At 35.1% G+C, this 16,772-nt stretch carries 17 protein-coding genes and 1 tRNA gene; 7 read left to right on the top strand and 11 right to left on the bottom strand.

The features are described 5' to 3' along the window. The first annotated feature begins 65 nt into the window (after positions 1-65). From C1T31_RS13760 to C1T31_RS13735, 6 genes are all read left to right on the top strand, one after another. A tRNA-Ser gene (locus C1T31_RS13760) sits at positions 66-153 on the top strand. Between the two features lie 74 nt (positions 154-227). Beyond that, positions 228-1,004 (top strand): MotA/TolQ/ExbB proton channel family protein, encoded by a 777-nt coding sequence (locus C1T31_RS13755; protein ID WP_103053099.1) that lies wholly within the window; start codon positions 228-230, stop codon positions 1,002-1,004. Between the two features lie 26 nt (positions 1,005-1,030). Further along, a complete protein-coding gene (locus C1T31_RS13750) occupies positions 1,031-1,483 on the top strand; it encodes a hypothetical protein (protein WP_103053098.1) in 453 nt (150 codons plus the stop codon). 2 nt (positions 1,484-1,485) lie between these two features. After that, on the top strand, positions 1,486-2,121 hold the full coding sequence (locus C1T31_RS13745) for an ExbD/TolR family protein (protein ID WP_103053097.1): 636 nt from the start codon (positions 1,486-1,488) through the stop codon (positions 2,119-2,121). Positions 2,122-2,140: 19 nt separating this feature from the next. Further along, positions 2,141-2,614 carry an ExbD/TolR family protein gene (locus C1T31_RS13740; protein WP_103053096.1) on the top strand — a complete coding sequence of 158 codons (474 nt, stop codon included), beginning with the start codon at positions 2,141-2,143 and terminating at the stop codon, positions 2,612-2,614. An 86-nt stretch (positions 2,615-2,700) separates the two neighbouring features. Next, positions 2,701-3,402 carry a porin family protein gene (locus C1T31_RS13735; protein ID WP_103053095.1) on the top strand — a complete coding sequence of 234 codons (702 nt, stop codon included), beginning with the start codon at positions 2,701-2,703 and terminating at the stop codon, positions 3,400-3,402. 32 nt (positions 3,403-3,434) lie between these two features. Here C1T31_RS13735 and C1T31_RS13730 read toward each other — a convergent pair whose 3' ends face one another. The 11 genes from C1T31_RS13730 to rplM form a co-directional block, all read right to left on the bottom strand. After that, on the bottom strand, positions 3,435-4,043 hold the full coding sequence (locus tag C1T31_RS13730; protein ID WP_243398959.1) for a hypothetical protein: 609 nt from the start codon (positions 4,041-4,043) through the stop codon (positions 3,435-3,437). Beyond that, entirely contained in the window at positions 4,040-5,500 is a 1,461-nt protein-coding gene (gene rpoN / locus C1T31_RS13725) for an RNA polymerase factor sigma-54 (protein ID WP_103053093.1), read from the bottom strand. The genes C1T31_RS13730 and rpoN overlap by 4 nt, the downstream gene beginning before the upstream one ends. 90 nt (positions 5,501-5,590) lie before the next feature. Continuing rightward, the gene (gene asnS / locus C1T31_RS13720) at positions 5,591-7,027 is read right to left on the bottom strand and encodes an asparagine--tRNA ligase (protein ID WP_103053092.1); all 1,437 of its coding nucleotides are present in this window, start codon (positions 7,025-7,027) and stop codon (positions 5,591-5,593) included. 67 nt (positions 7,028-7,094) lie between these two features. After that, complete coding sequence (locus C1T31_RS13715; RefSeq protein ID WP_103053091.1) at positions 7,095-9,509, bottom strand: efflux RND transporter permease subunit; 2,415 nt, start codon at positions 9,507-9,509, stop codon at positions 7,095-7,097. 58 nt (positions 9,510-9,567) lie between these two features. After that, positions 9,568-10,806 carry a DUF5686 family protein gene (locus C1T31_RS13710; protein WP_103053133.1) on the bottom strand — a complete coding sequence of 413 codons (1,239 nt, stop codon included), beginning with the start codon at positions 10,804-10,806 and terminating at the stop codon, positions 9,568-9,570. A 94-nt stretch (positions 10,807-10,900) separates the two neighbouring features. Then, positions 10,901-11,458 carry a ribosome recycling factor gene (gene frr, locus C1T31_RS13705; RefSeq protein WP_103053090.1) on the bottom strand — a complete coding sequence of 186 codons (558 nt, stop codon included), beginning with the start codon at positions 11,456-11,458 and terminating at the stop codon, positions 10,901-10,903. 52 nt (positions 11,459-11,510) lie between these two features. After that, complete coding sequence (gene pyrH / locus C1T31_RS13700; protein ID WP_103053132.1) at positions 11,511-12,218, bottom strand: UMP kinase; 708 nt, start codon at positions 12,216-12,218, stop codon at positions 11,511-11,513. Between the two features lie 130 nt (positions 12,219-12,348). Beyond that, positions 12,349-13,323 (bottom strand): translation elongation factor Ts, encoded by a 975-nt coding sequence (gene tsf, locus C1T31_RS13695; RefSeq protein WP_103053089.1) that lies wholly within the window; start codon positions 13,321-13,323, stop codon positions 12,349-12,351. 83 nt (positions 13,324-13,406) lie between these two features. Further along, positions 13,407-14,180, bottom strand: coding sequence for a 30S ribosomal protein S2 (gene rpsB, locus C1T31_RS13690; protein WP_103053088.1), 774 nt, complete (start codon positions 14,178-14,180; stop codon positions 13,407-13,409). 196 nt (positions 14,181-14,376) lie between these two features. After that, positions 14,377-14,763, bottom strand: a complete 387-nt coding sequence (rpsI, locus tag C1T31_RS13685; RefSeq protein WP_103053087.1) for a 30S ribosomal protein S9 — start codon at positions 14,761-14,763, stop codon at positions 14,377-14,379. Next, a complete protein-coding gene (gene rplM, locus C1T31_RS13680) occupies positions 14,763-15,218 on the bottom strand; it encodes a 50S ribosomal protein L13 (RefSeq protein WP_103053086.1) in 456 nt (151 codons plus the stop codon). Before rplM ends, rpsI begins: the two co-directional genes overlap by 1 nt. 192 nt (positions 15,219-15,410) lie before the next feature. Between rplM and C1T31_RS13675 the strand changes: the two genes are divergently transcribed. Beyond that, positions 15,411-16,580 carry a lipase family protein gene (locus tag C1T31_RS13675; protein ID WP_103053085.1) on the top strand — a complete coding sequence of 390 codons (1,170 nt, stop codon included), beginning with the start codon at positions 15,411-15,413 and terminating at the stop codon, positions 16,578-16,580. Positions 16,581-16,772: the final 192 nt, after the last annotated feature.

Genomic DNA, 16,772 nt, shown 5'->3' with positions numbered 1-16,772 from the left:
CTTCCAAAATTTTCCCTTTTGCGAGTTTTTTTGTTATTTGGCACACTGTAATTCAAAACTATTACAGAGAGGTGGCCGAGTGGTCGAAGGCGCACGCCTGGAAAGTGTGTATACGCCAAAAGCGTATCGAGGGTTCGAATCCCTTCCTCTCTGCTGTAATTTTAATTTTTTAATTACATTTTTTTTATATCTTTAACCTTTAACTAATAAAATTAAGAACAAGAACAATGAAAAGATTATTTTCTATCCTAGCCATTATGTGTTTTATGGCAATCGGAACAGTTAATGCAACGCCTATTGCAACTACAAGTGCAACAACAGTTGTAAACACAATTCAAGAGGAAGCAGCTGATGATGCAGCGGAAGAAGAGACATTAGGTTTCCATCAACAATTAAAAAAGCGTTTTATTGAAGGTGGTCCAGGATTTATGGGGATTGTATTATTATGTTTAATTCTTGGTTTAGCAATCGCTATTGAGAGAATTATCTTTTTAAATCTTTCAACTACCAATACAAAAAAATTAACTCAAGATGTAGAAGATGCCTTGCAATCAGGTGGTGTTGAAGCAGCTAAAGAAGTTTGTAGAAATACTAAAGGACCTGTAGCGTCTATCTTTTACCAAGGATTAGATAGAACTGATGAAGGTATTGAAGCTGCTGAAAAAGCGGTTATAGCTTACGGAGGTGTTCAAATGGGACAACTTGAGAAAAATGTATCTTGGATATCATTATTTATTGCCTTAGCACCAATGTTAGGATTCATGGGTACGGTAATTGGTATGATTCAAGCTTTTGATAAAATTGAAGCTGCTGGAGATATGCAACCGTCATTAGTTGCTGGAGGTATCAAAGTAGCACTTTTAACAACTGTATTCGGTCTTATCGTAGCCATTATACTTCAAATTTTCTATAATTATATTATCGCTAAAATTGACAGCATTGTAAATGATATGGAAGATGCTTCCATAACACTAATGGATTTATTGATAAGAAACAAGAAGTAATTACTAACAGCAATAATTTTTAAATTATGAACTTACACAAAATTTTAAAAATAGTAGCAGCTGTTTTAGGACTTGCAGGAATTATCTTTTTAGTTAGAATAATTAATGAAGGCGATGAAGCCATTAAAGCTGCTGCAGCAATGGGTGATACTGCTATTGTAGATCCAATGGCAATGGTTGCTTACATTATAATGGCGATTACTATAATTTTTGTATTGATTTTTGTTTTGAAAAACCTTTTTACAAACACAGCTACATTAAAGAATACTTTAATTGGAGTAGGTGTTTTTGCAGCGGTACTTGTAATAGCTTATGCAGTAACAGGAGGTGATACAACACAATATTTCTACAATGGTATTCAAGCTACAGAAGGAGAGTCGCACATGGTTGGTGCTGGATTAGTAGCATTTTATGTGCTAATCCTTGCAGCCGCAGCTATTATGATGCTTTCTGGATTGAAAAAAGTAATAAATAAATAATTATGGCAAAACGAGCAGCACCAGAGGTTAATGCAGGCTCTATGGCCGACATTGCTTTCTTACTATTGATTTTCTTTTTGGTGACTACCACAATTGAAATTGATTCTGGTTTGAACAGAAAATTACCGCCAATTGAGGAAACCGATCCGCCAATTATTAAAGAGAAAAATATTTTTCAGGTGACAGTAAACCGAAATAATGATTTACTATTGAAGGCAAATGGAAATGACGGTGAGCTAATTAAGTTAAAAGATTTACGTAAAAAAGCAGTCGCATTTCTAGATAATGGAGGTGGAAAAGGTGAAGATGCCTGTCCAAAATGTAAAGGGAAGAGAAATCCACAATCTTCAGATAATTTTGAGAAAGCCATTATTTCACTGCAAAATGATAGAGCAACTAGTTATGAAACGTATATAACTGTTCAAAATGAAATCATTGCAGCCTATAATGAATTGAGAAATAGAGAGTTTAAATTAGCCTATCCAAGTCTAAATATGAACTATGTTGAAGCTGATAAAATGTATTCCGATCCAAAAACATCGGCATCAGATAAAGCTAACTTAAAGGACAAGATTGAGGCAATCAAACTTTTAATACCGCAAAAGTTTTCGGAAGCAGAACCTAAAAAATCGAATTAGAAAACATTAATAGATAGATATGTCTAAATTTAAAAAGAAAAAAGGAGGCGATTTACCAGCTATTTCTACAGCATCTTTGCCAGATATTGTATTTATGTTGTTATTCTTCTTCATGGTTGCGACGGTTATGCGTCAAAATACTTTGAAAATTGAAAATAGATTACCACGAGCTGATCAAACTGAGAAATTAGCTAAACGAAATCTATTAATGTACATTTATGCTGGTAAGCCAAGTAGTGCTTACAAAGATATGGGTACGGTTGCTAGACTTCAGTTGAATGATAAGTTTGCTTCTGTAAACGAAATAGCAGCTTTTATCGCAGCTGAACGTGATAGTAAACGAGAAGAAGAGAAGCCTTTTTTAACAACCGTTTTGAGTGTTGATAAGGAAACAAATATGGGATTGGTTTCTGATATAAAACAGGAATTGAGAAAAGTGAATGCTTTAAAAATAAACTATAAAACAGCACCTGGAAATCCTATAGATAGATAATCTAAAAATTTTATTCTTAATTTATGGCGTTTAGAGAAATCTTTACGCCATTTTTTTGTTAATTTAAGCAAAGCTATTTTCTATTAATGAAGCATTTATTCCTGACTATTATTACAGTATTAAGTTTTTGGTCAACTATTGGCCAGGTCGAAAACGATAGTATTGCAGAAGAAACAGATACTAAATATAGAGAGGATCAATTCTATTTTGCGGTTACCTATAATCTATTGGGGGAAAAACCAAATGGTGTCTCTCAAAGTGGGTTTTCAAGTGGCTTTCATCTGGGCTTCATCAGAGACTTTCCACTAAACAAAAGACGTAACTGGGCTTTAGGACTTGGTCTTGGGTTATCTTCCAATTCGTTTAACAATAACTTCTTAATATTCAAGGATGGGAATAATAATTATGATTATATCGTTTTAGATAAAAATGATATTAACTATACAAAAAATAAGTTCACCACCTATATGGTTGAAATGCCCCTTCAGCTTCGCTGGCGAACTTCAACTGCTGAAGAATATAAATTTTGGCGTATTTATCTTGGAATGAATATTGGCTATGTAGTTTATAATTCAACTAAGTTCAAGGGTGATATCGGCAATTTCAAAAATAACGGAATTGAGCAGTTTAATGATTTTCAATATGGATTAACGTTGAGCGCTGGCTACAATACCTGGAATATTTATTTGTATTATGGCTTAAACCCAATTTTTGAGGGTATTTCACTTAACAATGAAAAAGTGGATATGAACGCTGTAAAAATAGGCTTGATATTCTATATTTTTTAGTTAAAGACGTTCCTTAAAATCTCCAATTCAATTTAGAGCCAATAGTTTACTAATATTAATTGGGGTATAAACCCAATAAAAAAACCAATAACGAGTTCCTTGTAATTGTGTGCCTCCATGTGTAATCTAGAGGTTGCAATAGCACCAATCAATATTGCCATAAGTGCCAAAGTGCCATTAATGTTAATGCTAAAATGAATACTCAAGGCTACATAAAACATAAAGACACCCGCAATAGCTACCATATGTATACTAGCTTTAAACTTTAGTATGGCCAAAATGAGACAGCTTAAAGTTGAAATTAATATACCAACAAAGAAGTAGTATAACTCAATAATTTCCGTACTGGGAAGGACTCTCAATAAAATCAGAAGTATGATAATACTATTTAAGATTAGCGGTGTAATACGCTCTTTTGTTGTTGATAAATAAATAGTTGATGTTCTACCCATGGTTTTCAGCAAAAAGTATAATAATATGGGCAGTAAAATGGTCAGTATAAATAAGGATATCAATTTTGCCTGAATAATCTCAACTGGGATATATCTTGGTGATTTTGAAAAATAAAATACAACCCCTAACATGGGCATCAAGATTGGATGAAAAATAAATGAGATACTTTTGAGTATGTTATTCATCATATTTTCTTGCGTAATCTAGCTACAGGAATATCAAGCTGCTCTCTATATTTTGCCACGGTTCGTCTGGCAATTGGATATCCTTTTTCTTTTAAAATTTTAGCCAAGGCTTCGTCAGTGAGTGGTTTTTTCTTGTTTTCGTCTTCTATGACTGTTTCAAGAATTTTCTTAATTTCTCTTGTTGAAACTTCTTCGCCTTGATCATTGGTCATAGATTCAGAAAAGAATTCCTTAATTAATTTGGTGCCATAAGGTGTGTCAACATACTTGCTATTGGCAACCCTTGAGACGGTTGAAACATCCATTTCAATCTCATCGGCAATATCTTTTAGAATCATGGGTCTTAACTTACGTTCATCACCAGTCAAAAAATATTCTTTCTGATAATGCATAATAGCACTCATAGTCACAAACAAGGTTTGCTGACGTTGTTTTATGGCTTCAATAAACCATTTGGCAGCATCGAGCTTTTGTTTTATAAACTGAACGGCATCTTTTTGCGATTTGGATTTATCTTTGCTGTCCTTATAGCCTTTAAGCATATTGCTATACTCACGTGATACATGTAGTTCAGGTGCATTTCGGCCATTTAAAGTGAGCTCTAGTTCTCCATCTACAATTTTGATAGCAAAATCAGGGACCACATGTTCTACAATTCTATTATTTCCAGAGTAGGAGCCTCCAGGTTTTGGATTTAAATGCTCAATCACACCAATAGCACCTTTTAATTGCGCTTCCGTGATATCGAATTTTTGCAATAATTTTTTGTAGTGTTTTTTAGTGAATTGCTCAAAGGCATTATCAATAATATCAATAGCTAATTCACAATCGGCTGTTTTTTCTTTTCTGTGTAATTGAATACTCAAACATTCCTGTAGATTTCGGGCACCTACACCAGCAGGATCCAATTGATGGACAATTTTTAAGACATCCTTTATTTTTTCTTCAGTGGTATATACGTTTTGAGTAAATGCCAAATCATCCATGATGTCCATTATATCCCGACGGATATAACCACTTTCATCAACACTGCCAACCAAGAACTCCGCAATATCACGTTCTTCATCATCCAAGCGAAACGTGTTTAACTGATTGATTAAATGTTGCGTAAATGATGTACCAGCAGCATAGGGCATACTTTTTTCATCATCGTCAGCACTATAGTTGTTGGCTTGGGTTCTATAATCAGGAATTTCATCATCACTTAAATATTCATCAATATTAATATCATCCGAGTTGATGGACTCATTATCATCATAATCATCGGTACTATTATCAAAGTTGTCATCATAATCATCATCAAGTGTTTCTTTACCACCCTCAAGAGCCGGATTTTCTTCCAATTCTTGTTTTAGACGTTGTTCAAATGCTTGAGTAGGCAATTGAATCAGTTTCATTAACTGGATTTGTTGCGGTGATAATTTTTGAGATAACTTAAATTGTAAATACTGTTTTAGCATTCTGATATTTGGGTTTTCATAAAAATAAAAAAAACAATCTACATATATTATTAACGTAGATTGTTTTCGATAATTATTTAAAAATGTTTTTTAAAACTCTGCGTTTTGAGGTGTTCTAGGATAAGGAATCACATCACGAATGTTGCTCATACCTGTTGCAAACATGACCAAGCGTTCAAATCCTAAACCAAACCCTGAATGCACAGCGGTTCCATACTTGCGTAAGTCCAAATACCACCAAAGTTCCTTTTCATCAATATCTAAAGCTGCCATTTTCTCTTTTAGAACATCCAATCGTTCTTCACGTTGAGAACCTCCAACCATTTCACCAATACCCGGAAACAGAATATCCATGGCGCGTACCGTTTTGCCATCTTCGTTCAAGCGCATGTAAAAGGCTTTGATATTGGCTGGATAGTCAAATAAAATAACTGGGCAATTAAAATGTTTTTCAACCAGGAAACGCTCGTGTTCACTTTGTAAATCAGCGCCCCATTCTTCAATTAAATATTTAAATTTCTTTTTCTTGTTTGGCTTGCTGTTTCTTAAGATATCAATTGCTTCCGTGTAACTTACACGTTTGAAATTATTATCTACAACAAACTTTATTTTCTCAATTAAGCTCATTTCTGAACGTTCGGCTTGGGGTTTTGTTTTTTCCTCTTGCAATAAACGGTCGTTCAAAAACTCCAAATCTTCTGGATTGTTATCCAAAACATATTTTAAAACATATTTCATGAAATCTTCCGCCAAATCCATATTGCCATCCAGATCCATAAAGGCTACTTCTGGCTCTATCATCCAAAATTCAGCTAAATGTCTCGAGGTGTTTGAGTTTTCGGCTCTAAATGTTGGGCCAAAAGTATAGACTTTACCCAAAGACATGGCGTAGGTTTCAGCTTCCAATTGTCCCGAAACGGTTAAATTGGTTTCCTTCCCAAAGAAATCTTCTTTGTAATCCACCTCACCAGCTTCAGTCAATGGAGGGTTTTTAGCATCTAAAGCACTTACGCGAAACATTTCACCAGCACCTTCAGCGTCACTACCTGTAATGATAGGTGTGTGCATATAATAAAAGCCATTTTCATTAAAATATTTGTGAATGGCAAAAGATAACGACGAGCGCAAACGCATGACAGCACTAAAGGTGCTAGTTCGAGTTCTTAAATGAGCGTTTTCTCTTAAAAACTCAAACGAATGTTTTTTAGGTTGTATAGGATATGCTTCAGGATCAGAATCTCCTAAAACCGTAATTTTAGAAACCTGAATTTCAACGCTCTGTCCCTTGCCTTGACTTTCAGTCAATTCACCTACAATATGAACAGCAGCACCTGTGGTAATGCGTTTTAATAGCACATCATCCATGCTTTCAAAATCAACAACACACTGAATATTGTTTAAAGTAGATCCATCATTTAAGGCAATAAACCTGTTAGCGCGAAAGGTGCGCACCCATCCTTTTACTTCTACTTCGTGTAAGGAATTTGTATCCTGTTTCAGTAAGTCTGCTACTGTATACGTTTTCATCATTAAAAAATTTTGATTGCAAAGATAACCTTTTCAGATGGCAAAAATCAAGTACAAAATTTTAAAATTATTTTAAATCTTGCATGTCATTTTCGGTGATTTCGTCATCCTCTTCAGGAATAATATTGATGGCTGGCTCTTTTAAAACTTCTTTGTTTGCAATATTACGTTCCAATGATAGAAGTAATGATGGAAGTAATAACAAATTGGAGAGCATAGCAAAAAGTAGTGTTGCTGAAACTAAAGCTCCTAATGCTACAGTGCCTCCAAAACTTGAAATGGTAAAAACCGAAAAACCAAAAAACAAAACTATGGAAGTATAAAACATACTAACACCCGTCTCACGAAGTGCTCCATAAACCGATTTTCTGATTTTCCAATGGTTGGCTTGAAGTTCCTGTCTGTATTTTGCTAAAAAGTGAATGGTATCATCAACCGATATCCCAAAGGCGATACTAAATACCAAAATAGTAGATGGTTTAATAGGAACACCAATATACCCCATTAATCCAGCTGTTATGACTAGCGGTAATAAATTAGGAATTAAGGATATGACAATCATTCTAAATGAGCGGAACATATAAGCCATAAATAAGGATATCAATACGATGGCCAATGATAATGAAATTGCTAAATTTTTAACCAAATATTTGGTTCCTTTTTGGAATACCAATGCTTTTCCGGTAATCGTGACATTGTATTTTTCAGAAGGAAAAATCTTTGTGATTTTGTTTTGGATGTTTTCTTCAATACGCTCCATTTTATCCGTGCCAATATCTTTCATGAATGTTGTAATTCGTGCATATTGACCCGTACTGTCCACAAAGTTTTTCAATAGGTCCACATCAGACGTTGAATTTTTTATGTAGGAAGAAATGAATAAGTTCTCTTGACTGGTCGGTAATTGATAATAATCAGGATTGCCGTTGGTATAGGCTTGTTTGGAGTATTTAACCAGACTGACAATGGATATAGGCCTTGATAATTCCGGTGTTTCAATTATGAGGTCCTCCAATTCATCCATGCGTTTGAGGGTCGCTAATTTGGTAACCCCTTTTTTACGTTTGGTATCAACCAGAATTTCCATTGGCATGATGCCATTAAACTCTTCCTCAAAAAAACGTATATCACTAAAAAATTCGGAGGTTTTGGACATGTCTTCAATAAGGCTTCCAGAAATCTTGATTTGATTCATGCCAATCATACTCAAAATTAAAAGGATCAGAGAGGTCACATAAATCGTAATACGTCTTTGTTTAACCATTCGTTCCATCCAATCCACAAAACCACCTATCCAGCGTTTATTGAGGTGTTCCAAATGACGATCTTTTGGGAATGGCAGGAATGTGTAAATAATAGGAATGATCAACAAACACAGTATAAATATGGCCAGAATACTCAATGAGGCTACAATACCAAACTCCTTTAACAACGTGCTTTCGGTTAAGATAAAAGTTGCAAATCCAGATGCGGTCGTCACATTGGTCATTAGGGTGGCATTGCCAATTTTGGTAATGACACGTTGCAACGATTTTACTTTATTGCCATGAAGTTTAACTTCATGTTGATATTTATTGATAAGGAAAATACAATTAGGAATGCCAATAACAATAATCAAAGGTGGTATTAAGGCTGTTAAAACCGTTATTTCATAGTTCAATAATCCAATGATTCCAAACGTCCACATGACACCCAAACAAACCACAATCATGGAAATTAATGTCGCTCGGAATGATCGGAAAAAGAAAAAGAAAATGAGGGATGTTACTGCCAAGGCCGCTGCAATGAATATACCAATTTCGTCAACGATATTTTGAGCATTCAATGTGCGCACATAGGGCATTCCGGAAACCCGAACATCTAAACCAGTACTATTCTCAAAAGCCGAAATTTTAGGCATGAGTTTATTAAAAACAAAGTCTTTTCTAACAGGTGTGTTAACAATATCCTTTTTTAGATAAATTGCCGAACGAATGGTTTTGGTTTCTGAATTGAACAAAAAATTATCATAAAAAGGATATTTTTCAAACAAGTCATTTTGCAACGTTTCCAATTCTTCCTGGGACTGAATGGAATCCTTTATAAAAGGTTTTAGAATAAAGCGTTCTTCTTCAGTGTTTTTAACCAGTTTTTGAAGATCTTTTAGAGATACGACCATTTCCACTTCGTCATATTCCTTAAAGGAATCGGAGAGATGGTTCCAAGCATTCACATGATCAACCGTAAAAAAAGTGGAATCTTTGACACCAAGTACTATCAAATTTCCTTCCTCACCAAAAATATCCAAGAAGTCTTTGTAAACGATGTTAACTTCATGGTCATCAGGTAATAAGTTGGCTTCGGTGTAGGTAAAACGCATGTTTTCCCATTGATAAGCAAAGAACACTGTAGCAGCCAAAATACCTGCAAGAATACCAATTTTATTGCGTAGAATCAGTCTGGCAATAAGATCCCAAAAGCTTGTTGTAAAGAGTTTAAACATGTGCTAAATAACGAACTGCAAAGGTAGAAAAATACTATGTATTAGCTTTAATAATAGTCTACAATGTCACGTTAAATGTGAACTTAATGGCAATGTTATCTTCAGTTTTTGGAAGGTGATAGGCACCATAGCGATAAGTGCCGCTTAAACCAAATCCTAATAATAACTTATTCAACTCAAAACCAGATTCCGTAAAGCCCTTGTCCAGAGTGTTAAAAGTAATACCTTGATGACGTTCCATATTATTCATATTACCGATTGCATATCTCGAGATAAGTACTAACTGCGGTTTAAATCTAGCGGAAATGTTGAAAGGGCTGAAGTAGTGTCTGAATTGAATCGTTGTAAATCTATCCGAAAAAAATTCATTAAAATACATAGTTTCAAAACTGTCAATTCCAGCAACTGAAAAACGACGTAATATGGTTTCCTTGTTAATATTGTTTGGATAGGCATGGTATAAATGTGACAGTGGTGCATTACCTCTTGCTATACCTGCGGTTAAGACAATGCGCGAAAAATTATCTTTCTTATAGTTCAATTCGTAGACTGTTCGGAAGTCAATTTTGGCGAAGTTCAAATCACTTTTAAAGACACCTTTAAAACTTTGGGTGTACTGCAATGTGAATTTCGGGAAACCAACTTTAACTTCTTTAATGCGTTTATCAATCAATTCATAATGGCTGAAAGGACTCCATTGAAGCGAAATGATAGCAGTGCTTAAATTAAATTCTTGAAACGATTCGCCATCTACCAAATAGGTGTAATTGTAGGTAGGATTTATATTGCTGACTCCCAATTGAGTCTCGGTGACTAGATGCGGTGATATCTGATGCTCTAATGAAATATGCTTTTCAATGTATTTGTAAAATAAATCAATATTCAATAATCGCGGTTCGATGAATTTAAAAAACCGTTTATCTGTAATAAATTTTGAACTCCCTGTTTCTTGTAGGTCGTCTATATAACTAAAGTTTAGCCAGGTGTTGGATTCTGGAACCAGCCTGACGCCACCGCCAAAACCATATTTAAAACGATGGTCTCGAAAACCATAAGCAACATAGCCGTTTACACGATATTTTTTTGAAAAAGTTTCATTGGTGACACCTCCAAATCCGGTTCGTAATCCTTCGTACTGGTTAAACTTTATGAGATACCGTAAATCAATATCAAAATACTTGGTGGAATAAAATCCATTTCCCAATTGGTTAAGTATGTGTCGCCTTTTAAGGGAGTCTTGTTTAGTTTCCGTTGTATCTCTTTGTGTCACTTGAGAATAGGACCCTGTGCTCAACATAAGAAAACAAACAATAGTTATAAGGCGCATCAACATAGACAGTAAGGAAGTAATAGAGTTAAAAAAAGCGACTAAAAAAGTCGCTTTATACGAATTATACTGTCATGATTTCTTTTTCTTTATTCTCGAAGATGTGGTCTATTTTAGTCACATATTTGTTAGTCATCTCCTGAATATCAATTTCAGTATTTTTTTGAACATCTTCTGAAACGTCATCCAATTTTTTAATTTCATTATTGGCATCTTTTCTGGCATTTCTCACACCAACTTTGGCATCTTCTGCTTCAGCTTTAGCTTGTTTGGCAAGCACAATACGACGTTCTTCTGTTAGAGGTGGCACATTGATGATAATAGATTCTCCATTGTTCATAGGGTTGAAGCCCAAATTGGCAATCATAATACCACGCTCAATTTCCTGTAACATGGCTTTTTCCCAAGGTTGAACCGTAATGGTTCTACCATCAGGAGTATTGACATTGGCAACTTGATTCAAAGGTGTTTGCGACCCATAATAGTCAACCATAACGCTTCCCAACATGGCAGGGCTGGCTTTTCCAGCACGAATATTAACCAATTGCTTTTCTAAATGCTTAATGGCTGCATCCATGGATTCCTTTGCAGAGTCTAATATAAATTGAATGTCTTCGTTCATCTCTAAAAAATTTAATTTTAAAATGCTGTTTCAAAAAACAAGCCAAAATGTATTATAAGTTTACTTTTGTTCCAATTTTTTCTCCTGACACGACTTTTAAAAGGTTCCCTTTTTTATTCATATCAAAGACAATAATAGGCAATTCGTTTTCTTGACTTAAGGTGAAAGCTGTTGTATCCATAACTTTTAATCCTTTACGCAAAACATCATCAAAGGTAATATGGTCAAATTTAATGGCGTTAGCATCTTTCTCCGGATCTGACGTATAAATACCATCCACACGCGTACCTTTTAAAATAACATCGGCTTCAATCTCAATAGCACGCAATACAGCGGCTGAATCTGTCGTGAAATAAGGGTTTCCGGTTCCACCGCCAAAAATAACGACACGCCCTTTTTCCAAATGACGCATAGCTTTTCTTCTAATAAAAGGTTCGGCTACTTCATTAATTTTTATCGCTGTTTGCAAGCGCGTTGGCACATCAGTATCTTCCAAAGCGCCTTGTAACGCCAATCCATTAATAACCGTTGCTAACATACCCATATAATCACCCTGAACACGATCCATACCTTTACTGGCTCCAGCCACGCCTCTAAAAATATTGCCGCCACCAATAACTATGGCCACTTCAACACCTTTATCGGTAATGGATTTTATATCTTCAGCATATTCAGCTAAACGTTCTGGATCAATACCATATTGACGATTGCCCATTAGGGCTTCCCCAGATAGTTTTAAGAGTATTCTTTTATATTTCATGGTAACTTTTGAGAGTTTAGCAAAACTACACAAAATTTTTGTTTTTGGATTGAGATTTTTTTGTTGGATTAACATAAAAAAAGCCTCTCAAAAAACTTGAGAGGCTTTATATTTTGTGAGATAATATCAATTATCCTACTGTAGCACGTTTGAAACCAGTAATTTCAACATTACCATAAGATTCAACATATTGAGCAACAGTTAGCTTGTCATCTTTAATAAACTTTTGATCTAAAAGACACTGCTCTTGGTCTAAAGTCGTATTATCTGAAATGAAACGCTCCATTTTTCCAGGAAGGATTCTATCCCAAATTTGCTCTGGTTTTCCTTCTGCTTTTAACTCGGCTTTAGCAGCTTCTTCAGCTTTTGCTAAAACTTCAGGAGTTAATTGAGCCATAGAGATATACTCTGGTACGTTTTTAAGGGTTTTGCCTAAACGTGCCAATTCTTCGTTATCTTTTTTAATAGCTGCAATTCTAGCTTCTGTTTCAGATGCGATGTAAGCAGGATCAAAATCTTTGTAAGATAATGTTGTTGCTCCCATTGAAGCAACTTGCATAGCCACATCTTTAACCAATGTTTCAGCATTGTCAACTTCAGCCGATAAACCAACTAAAGCAGCAATTTTATTAATGTGAACGTACTGTCCAACATAAGGAGCTTCTAGCTTTTCGAAAGATGTGATGTCTAATTTTTCACCAATAACACCTGTTTGCTCTGTTAACTTGTCAGCAACAGTCATACCACCAAAATCAGCTGCTAAAAACGCCTCTTTTGAATCATAATTTAAAGCCACTTCCGCCAATTCGTTAGCCAAAGCCACGAAGTTTTCGTTTTTACCAACGAAATCAGTTTCACAACCCAATACAATGGCAACACCAGCTGTGTTGTCTGCATTTATTTTAGCGATAGCTGCACCTTCAGAAGAATCTCTGTCGGCTCTTTTTTCAGCTACTTTTTGACCTTTTTTACGTAAAACTTCAATAGCTTTATCAAAATCACCACCAGCTTCAACTAAAGCTTTTTTACAATCCATCATTCCTGCACCAGTAGCTTGTCTTAATTTGTTTACTTCTGCTGCTGTAACTTTTACTGTAGATTCCATATTGTTTTAAATTTAAAAAGTCGTTCAATATATTTTCACAAAGAAAAGAACTAAACGACTTTTTTATGTTTTGTTAATGTTATTTATTCTTCTTCTTCGTTGGCAGCTACTGCTTTTTTAGCAGCTTTTGCCTTTGGAGCAGATTTTTCAGCTTTTCCATTATCTTTTTCAGCTTTACGCTCCGATAAACCTTCAGAAATGGCTGTTGCAACATGCGATAATACTTTGTCAATAGATTTAGAAGCATCATCATTTGCTGGGATAACATAATCAACCTGACGTGGGTCAGAGTTGGTATCAACCATTGCAAAGATTGGAATGTTTAATTTTTGAGCTTCTTTAATGGCAATGTGTTCACGCTTGATGTCAACAACAAATAAAGCACCTGGCAAACGAGTCATGTCTGCTATAGAGCCCAAGTTCTTTTCTAATTTAGCACGTTGACGGTCTACTTGTAAACGCTCTTTCTTAGATAAGGAATTAAATGTACCATCTTTCTTCATTCTATCAATTGCAGCCATTTTTTTAACGGCTTTTCTAATAGTAACAAAGTTGGTTAACATACCACCTGGCCATCTTTCAGTGATGTAAGGCATGTTGATAGCACCAGCTTTTTCAGCAACAATATCTTTTGCTTGTTTTTTGGTTGCAACAAATAAAATTTTACGACCTGATGCTGCAATTTTACTTAATGCGGCTCCAGCTTCTTCAATTTTAGCTGCTGTTTTGTAAAGGTTAATAATATGGATACCATTGCGCTCCATATAAACGTAAGGGGCCATATTTGGGTCCCACTTACGTGTCAAGTGTCCAAAGTGTACACCTGCTTCTAGTAGTTCTTTTACTTCTACTGCCATGTTTGTAATAGTTTACGTTCTGTTGAATTAGCAATGATTAAGTGGTCATTAATGTAAATCGCCTTAATCATTTAGATGCTAAACTAAACCCTCACTGTTTTCGTGATGGGCAACAATAACTGGGTTAAAATTTGTTTTAATGTCAACCAGATTAAGAAAACTGAATAACAGTTTCTTAATCCAGTTGAAGGACCTATTAACGTTTAGAGAACTGGAATTTCTTACGAGCTTTCTTCTGACCGAATTTCTTACGCTCTACCATTCTTGGATCTCTTGTTAATAAACCTTCTGGTTTTAAAATTAATCTGTTTTCTGCATCAACATCGCACATTGCACGAGATAATGCTAAACGGATAGCTTCAGCCTGACCGGTGATGCCACCTCCATATACATTTACTGTAATATCAAAGTTGCCATCATTGTTAGTCATGGTTAAAGGTTGGTTTACTTTGTACTGCAATGTTGCAGTAGGAAAATAAACCGCCATGTCTTTTTTGTTCACCGTAATGTTACCTTTTCCTTTGGCAACGTATACACGAGCAACAGCCGTCTTTCTACGGCCAATTTTGTGAATTACTTCCATTAATTAAATTCGTTTAAATTGATTGTCTTTGGCTTTTGAGCTTCATGTGCATGCTCAGAACCAGAAACAACGTTAAGGTTACGGAATAAATCGGCACCTAATTTGTTTTTAGGTAACATTCCTTTTACTGATTTTTCTACTAGCTTTGCAGGGTCTTTACCAAACAATTCACTAGCAGACAAACTTCTTTGACCTCCTGGATATCCTGTGTGACGAATATAAGTTTTATCGTTCCACTTGTTTCCGGTTAAGTTGACTTTTTCAGCATTGATAACAATCACGTTATCGCCGCAATCAACATGAGGTGTGAAGTTTGGCTTGTGTTTACCTCTTAAAAGTTTCGCAACTTTAGAAGCTAAACGTCCAAGCGACTGACCTTCAGCATCAACCAAAACCCACTCTTTGTTAACAGTAGCTTTGTTTGCTGAAATCGTTTTGTAGCTTAATGTGTCCACACGTTCTAATTTTTCTTATTAAACATTCCTCTCCCAAAAAGAGTTTGCAAATTTACGATAATCTATTTGATTACCAAATAGTATAGGGATTTTTATTATTTAATAATTTGAGGTGTCATTCAGGGACTATACCAAAATTGTTTTGGAATCGTTTTTGTAATGTATTACCTTGTTAACTCATAATGAATAGACATGAGAATCCTACTGACTGCTCTCGCCTTAATGATTATTAATTTTCATTTTGCACAATTGAAACCTGGTTTCAATACTGATGAAGTTACAACAACTATAGCCCTATGTAACAGTTATAATTTTACGGAGCAATATGGCTCGGCAGAAGCTATTGTCCCTGATAATTATCAAAGAAGTTATACCTCTGATATTATTGGAATGGATAACAAGTTTGAAGTTTATAACAATGGAACTACAGGTGTCATTAGTTTTAGAGGGTCAACCGATAAATTGATTAGTTGGGTTGAGAATTTTTATTCAGCTATGATTCCTGCAAAAGGGAGTTTAAAAATTGAAGACAAGACCTATGAATATGCTTTTGCCAAGGCAGACAGTTCAGCAGTACACGCTGGTTATGCTTTGAGTGTCTTGCTAATTTCTGAAAAATTGAAGGAGCAAATCAACAATCTAAATGATAAGGGTGTTTCAGATTTTATCATTACAGGGCATAGCCAAGGTGGCGCTTTAGCAACCATGACCAGAGCCTATTTAGAGAATTTACCGGAATCTGAATTTGCATTAAAAAACAATTATAAATCCTATGCCTATGCACAACCCATGTGCGGTAATAAGGAATTTGCCCAAGAATACAATCAGCGTTTCAGTGAACAAGGAACCAGTTATAGCATTATCAATCCCAAAGATCCAGTGCCTAATTTGCCCTTTAATTATGAAGAGGATAAACTCATTACAAAAGACAAGATTAAGGGCTGGTTATTTGGTGAAGCCAATTTTGAACCCACCAAATTTGGACAGGATGCTTTAATTCGACTTATGGAAGGTGGCTTGACAAAACACATTAAAAACAGCAACCGACTCATTAGTAAAATAGTGAGTTTTCAGGTTGGAGATGTGGAATTGCCAGAATTTGTTTCGGATATTAATTATTTCCCAACTGGTGAGGTCAAGGAGTTACCAACATTTAAGTATCCGAAAATTCAAGTGAATGTCACTGGCATGACGGAAGATGAGTTAGCTGATTATGAACAAGACGAAGATGGCAGTTGGTATAAAAAAGAGAAAAAATTCTTTCAGCATAAACCTTACAACTACTATGTGTATGTTTTAAAGGAATGGGATCCAGAAGCCTACAATAATTTGGAGATGACCTACTTGGAGTCGGATTTATAAAGGCTTAAACATCTAAAGATACTTAATGCTCTGAAACGATTTTTTAAAATCGTTTAAATGTTTGCCAACGGTCTTGTATATGAAAAGTAGCGGATTTTAAACGACTACTTTTCGGTTTGGTACTGACGATAAATTTATGAAAACCGCATTAGATTAAGCACTTAAACCGCTATTTTTTATATACGTTGTTAC

This window comes from Hanstruepera neustonica, from assembly GCF_002895005.1.
Lineage (GTDB): Bacteria > Bacteroidota > Bacteroidia > Flavobacteriales > Flavobacteriaceae > Hanstruepera > Hanstruepera neustonica.
The sequence above is the reverse complement of the archived record's forward strand: the minus strand, read 5'-3'. Positions and strand labels throughout refer to the sequence as shown.

Coding starts and splice junctions, on each gene's coding strand:
- C1T31_RS13755 (WP_103053099.1), top strand. CDS start 228: ATGAAAAGATTATTTTCTATCCTAGCCATTATGTGTTTTATGGCAATC.
- C1T31_RS13750 (WP_103053098.1), top strand. CDS start 1,031: ATGAACTTACACAAAATTTTAAAAATAGTAGCAGCTGTTTTAGGACTT.
- C1T31_RS13745 (WP_103053097.1), top strand. CDS start 1,486: ATGGCAAAACGAGCAGCACCAGAGGTTAATGCAGGCTCTATGGCCGAC.
- C1T31_RS13740 (WP_103053096.1), top strand. CDS start 2,141: ATGTCTAAATTTAAAAAGAAAAAAGGAGGCGATTTACCAGCTATTTCT.
- C1T31_RS13735 (WP_103053095.1), top strand. CDS start 2,701: ATGAAGCATTTATTCCTGACTATTATTACAGTATTAAGTTTTTGGTCA.
- C1T31_RS13730 (WP_243398959.1), bottom strand. CDS start 4,043: ATGATGAATAACATACTCAAAAGTATCTCATTTATTTTTCATCCAATC.
- rpoN (WP_103053093.1), bottom strand. CDS start 5,500: ATGCTAAAACAGTATTTACAATTTAAGTTATCTCAAAAATTATCACCG.
- asnS (WP_103053092.1), bottom strand. CDS start 7,027: ATGAAAACGTATACAGTAGCAGACTTACTGAAACAGGATACAAATTCC.
- C1T31_RS13715 (WP_103053091.1), bottom strand. CDS start 9,509: ATGTTTAAACTCTTTACAACAAGCTTTTGGGATCTTATTGCCAGACTG.
- C1T31_RS13710 (WP_103053133.1), bottom strand. CDS start 10,806: ATGTTGAGCACAGGGTCCTATTCTCAAGTGACACAAAGAGATACAACG.
- frr (WP_103053090.1), bottom strand. CDS start 11,458: ATGAACGAAGACATTCAATTTATATTAGACTCTGCAAAGGAATCCATG.
- pyrH (WP_103053132.1), bottom strand. CDS start 12,218: ATGAAATATAAAAGAATACTCTTAAAACTATCTGGGGAAGCCCTAATG.
- tsf (WP_103053089.1), bottom strand. CDS start 13,323: ATGGAATCTACAGTAAAAGTTACAGCAGCAGAAGTAAACAAATTAAGA.
- rpsB (WP_103053088.1), bottom strand. CDS start 14,180: ATGGCAGTAGAAGTAAAAGAACTACTAGAAGCAGGTGTACACTTTGGA.
- rpsI (WP_103053087.1), bottom strand. CDS start 14,763: ATGGAAGTAATTCACAAAATTGGCCGTAGAAAGACGGCTGTTGCTCGT.
- C1T31_RS13675 (WP_103053085.1), top strand. CDS start 15,411: ATGAGAATCCTACTGACTGCTCTCGCCTTAATGATTATTAATTTTCAT.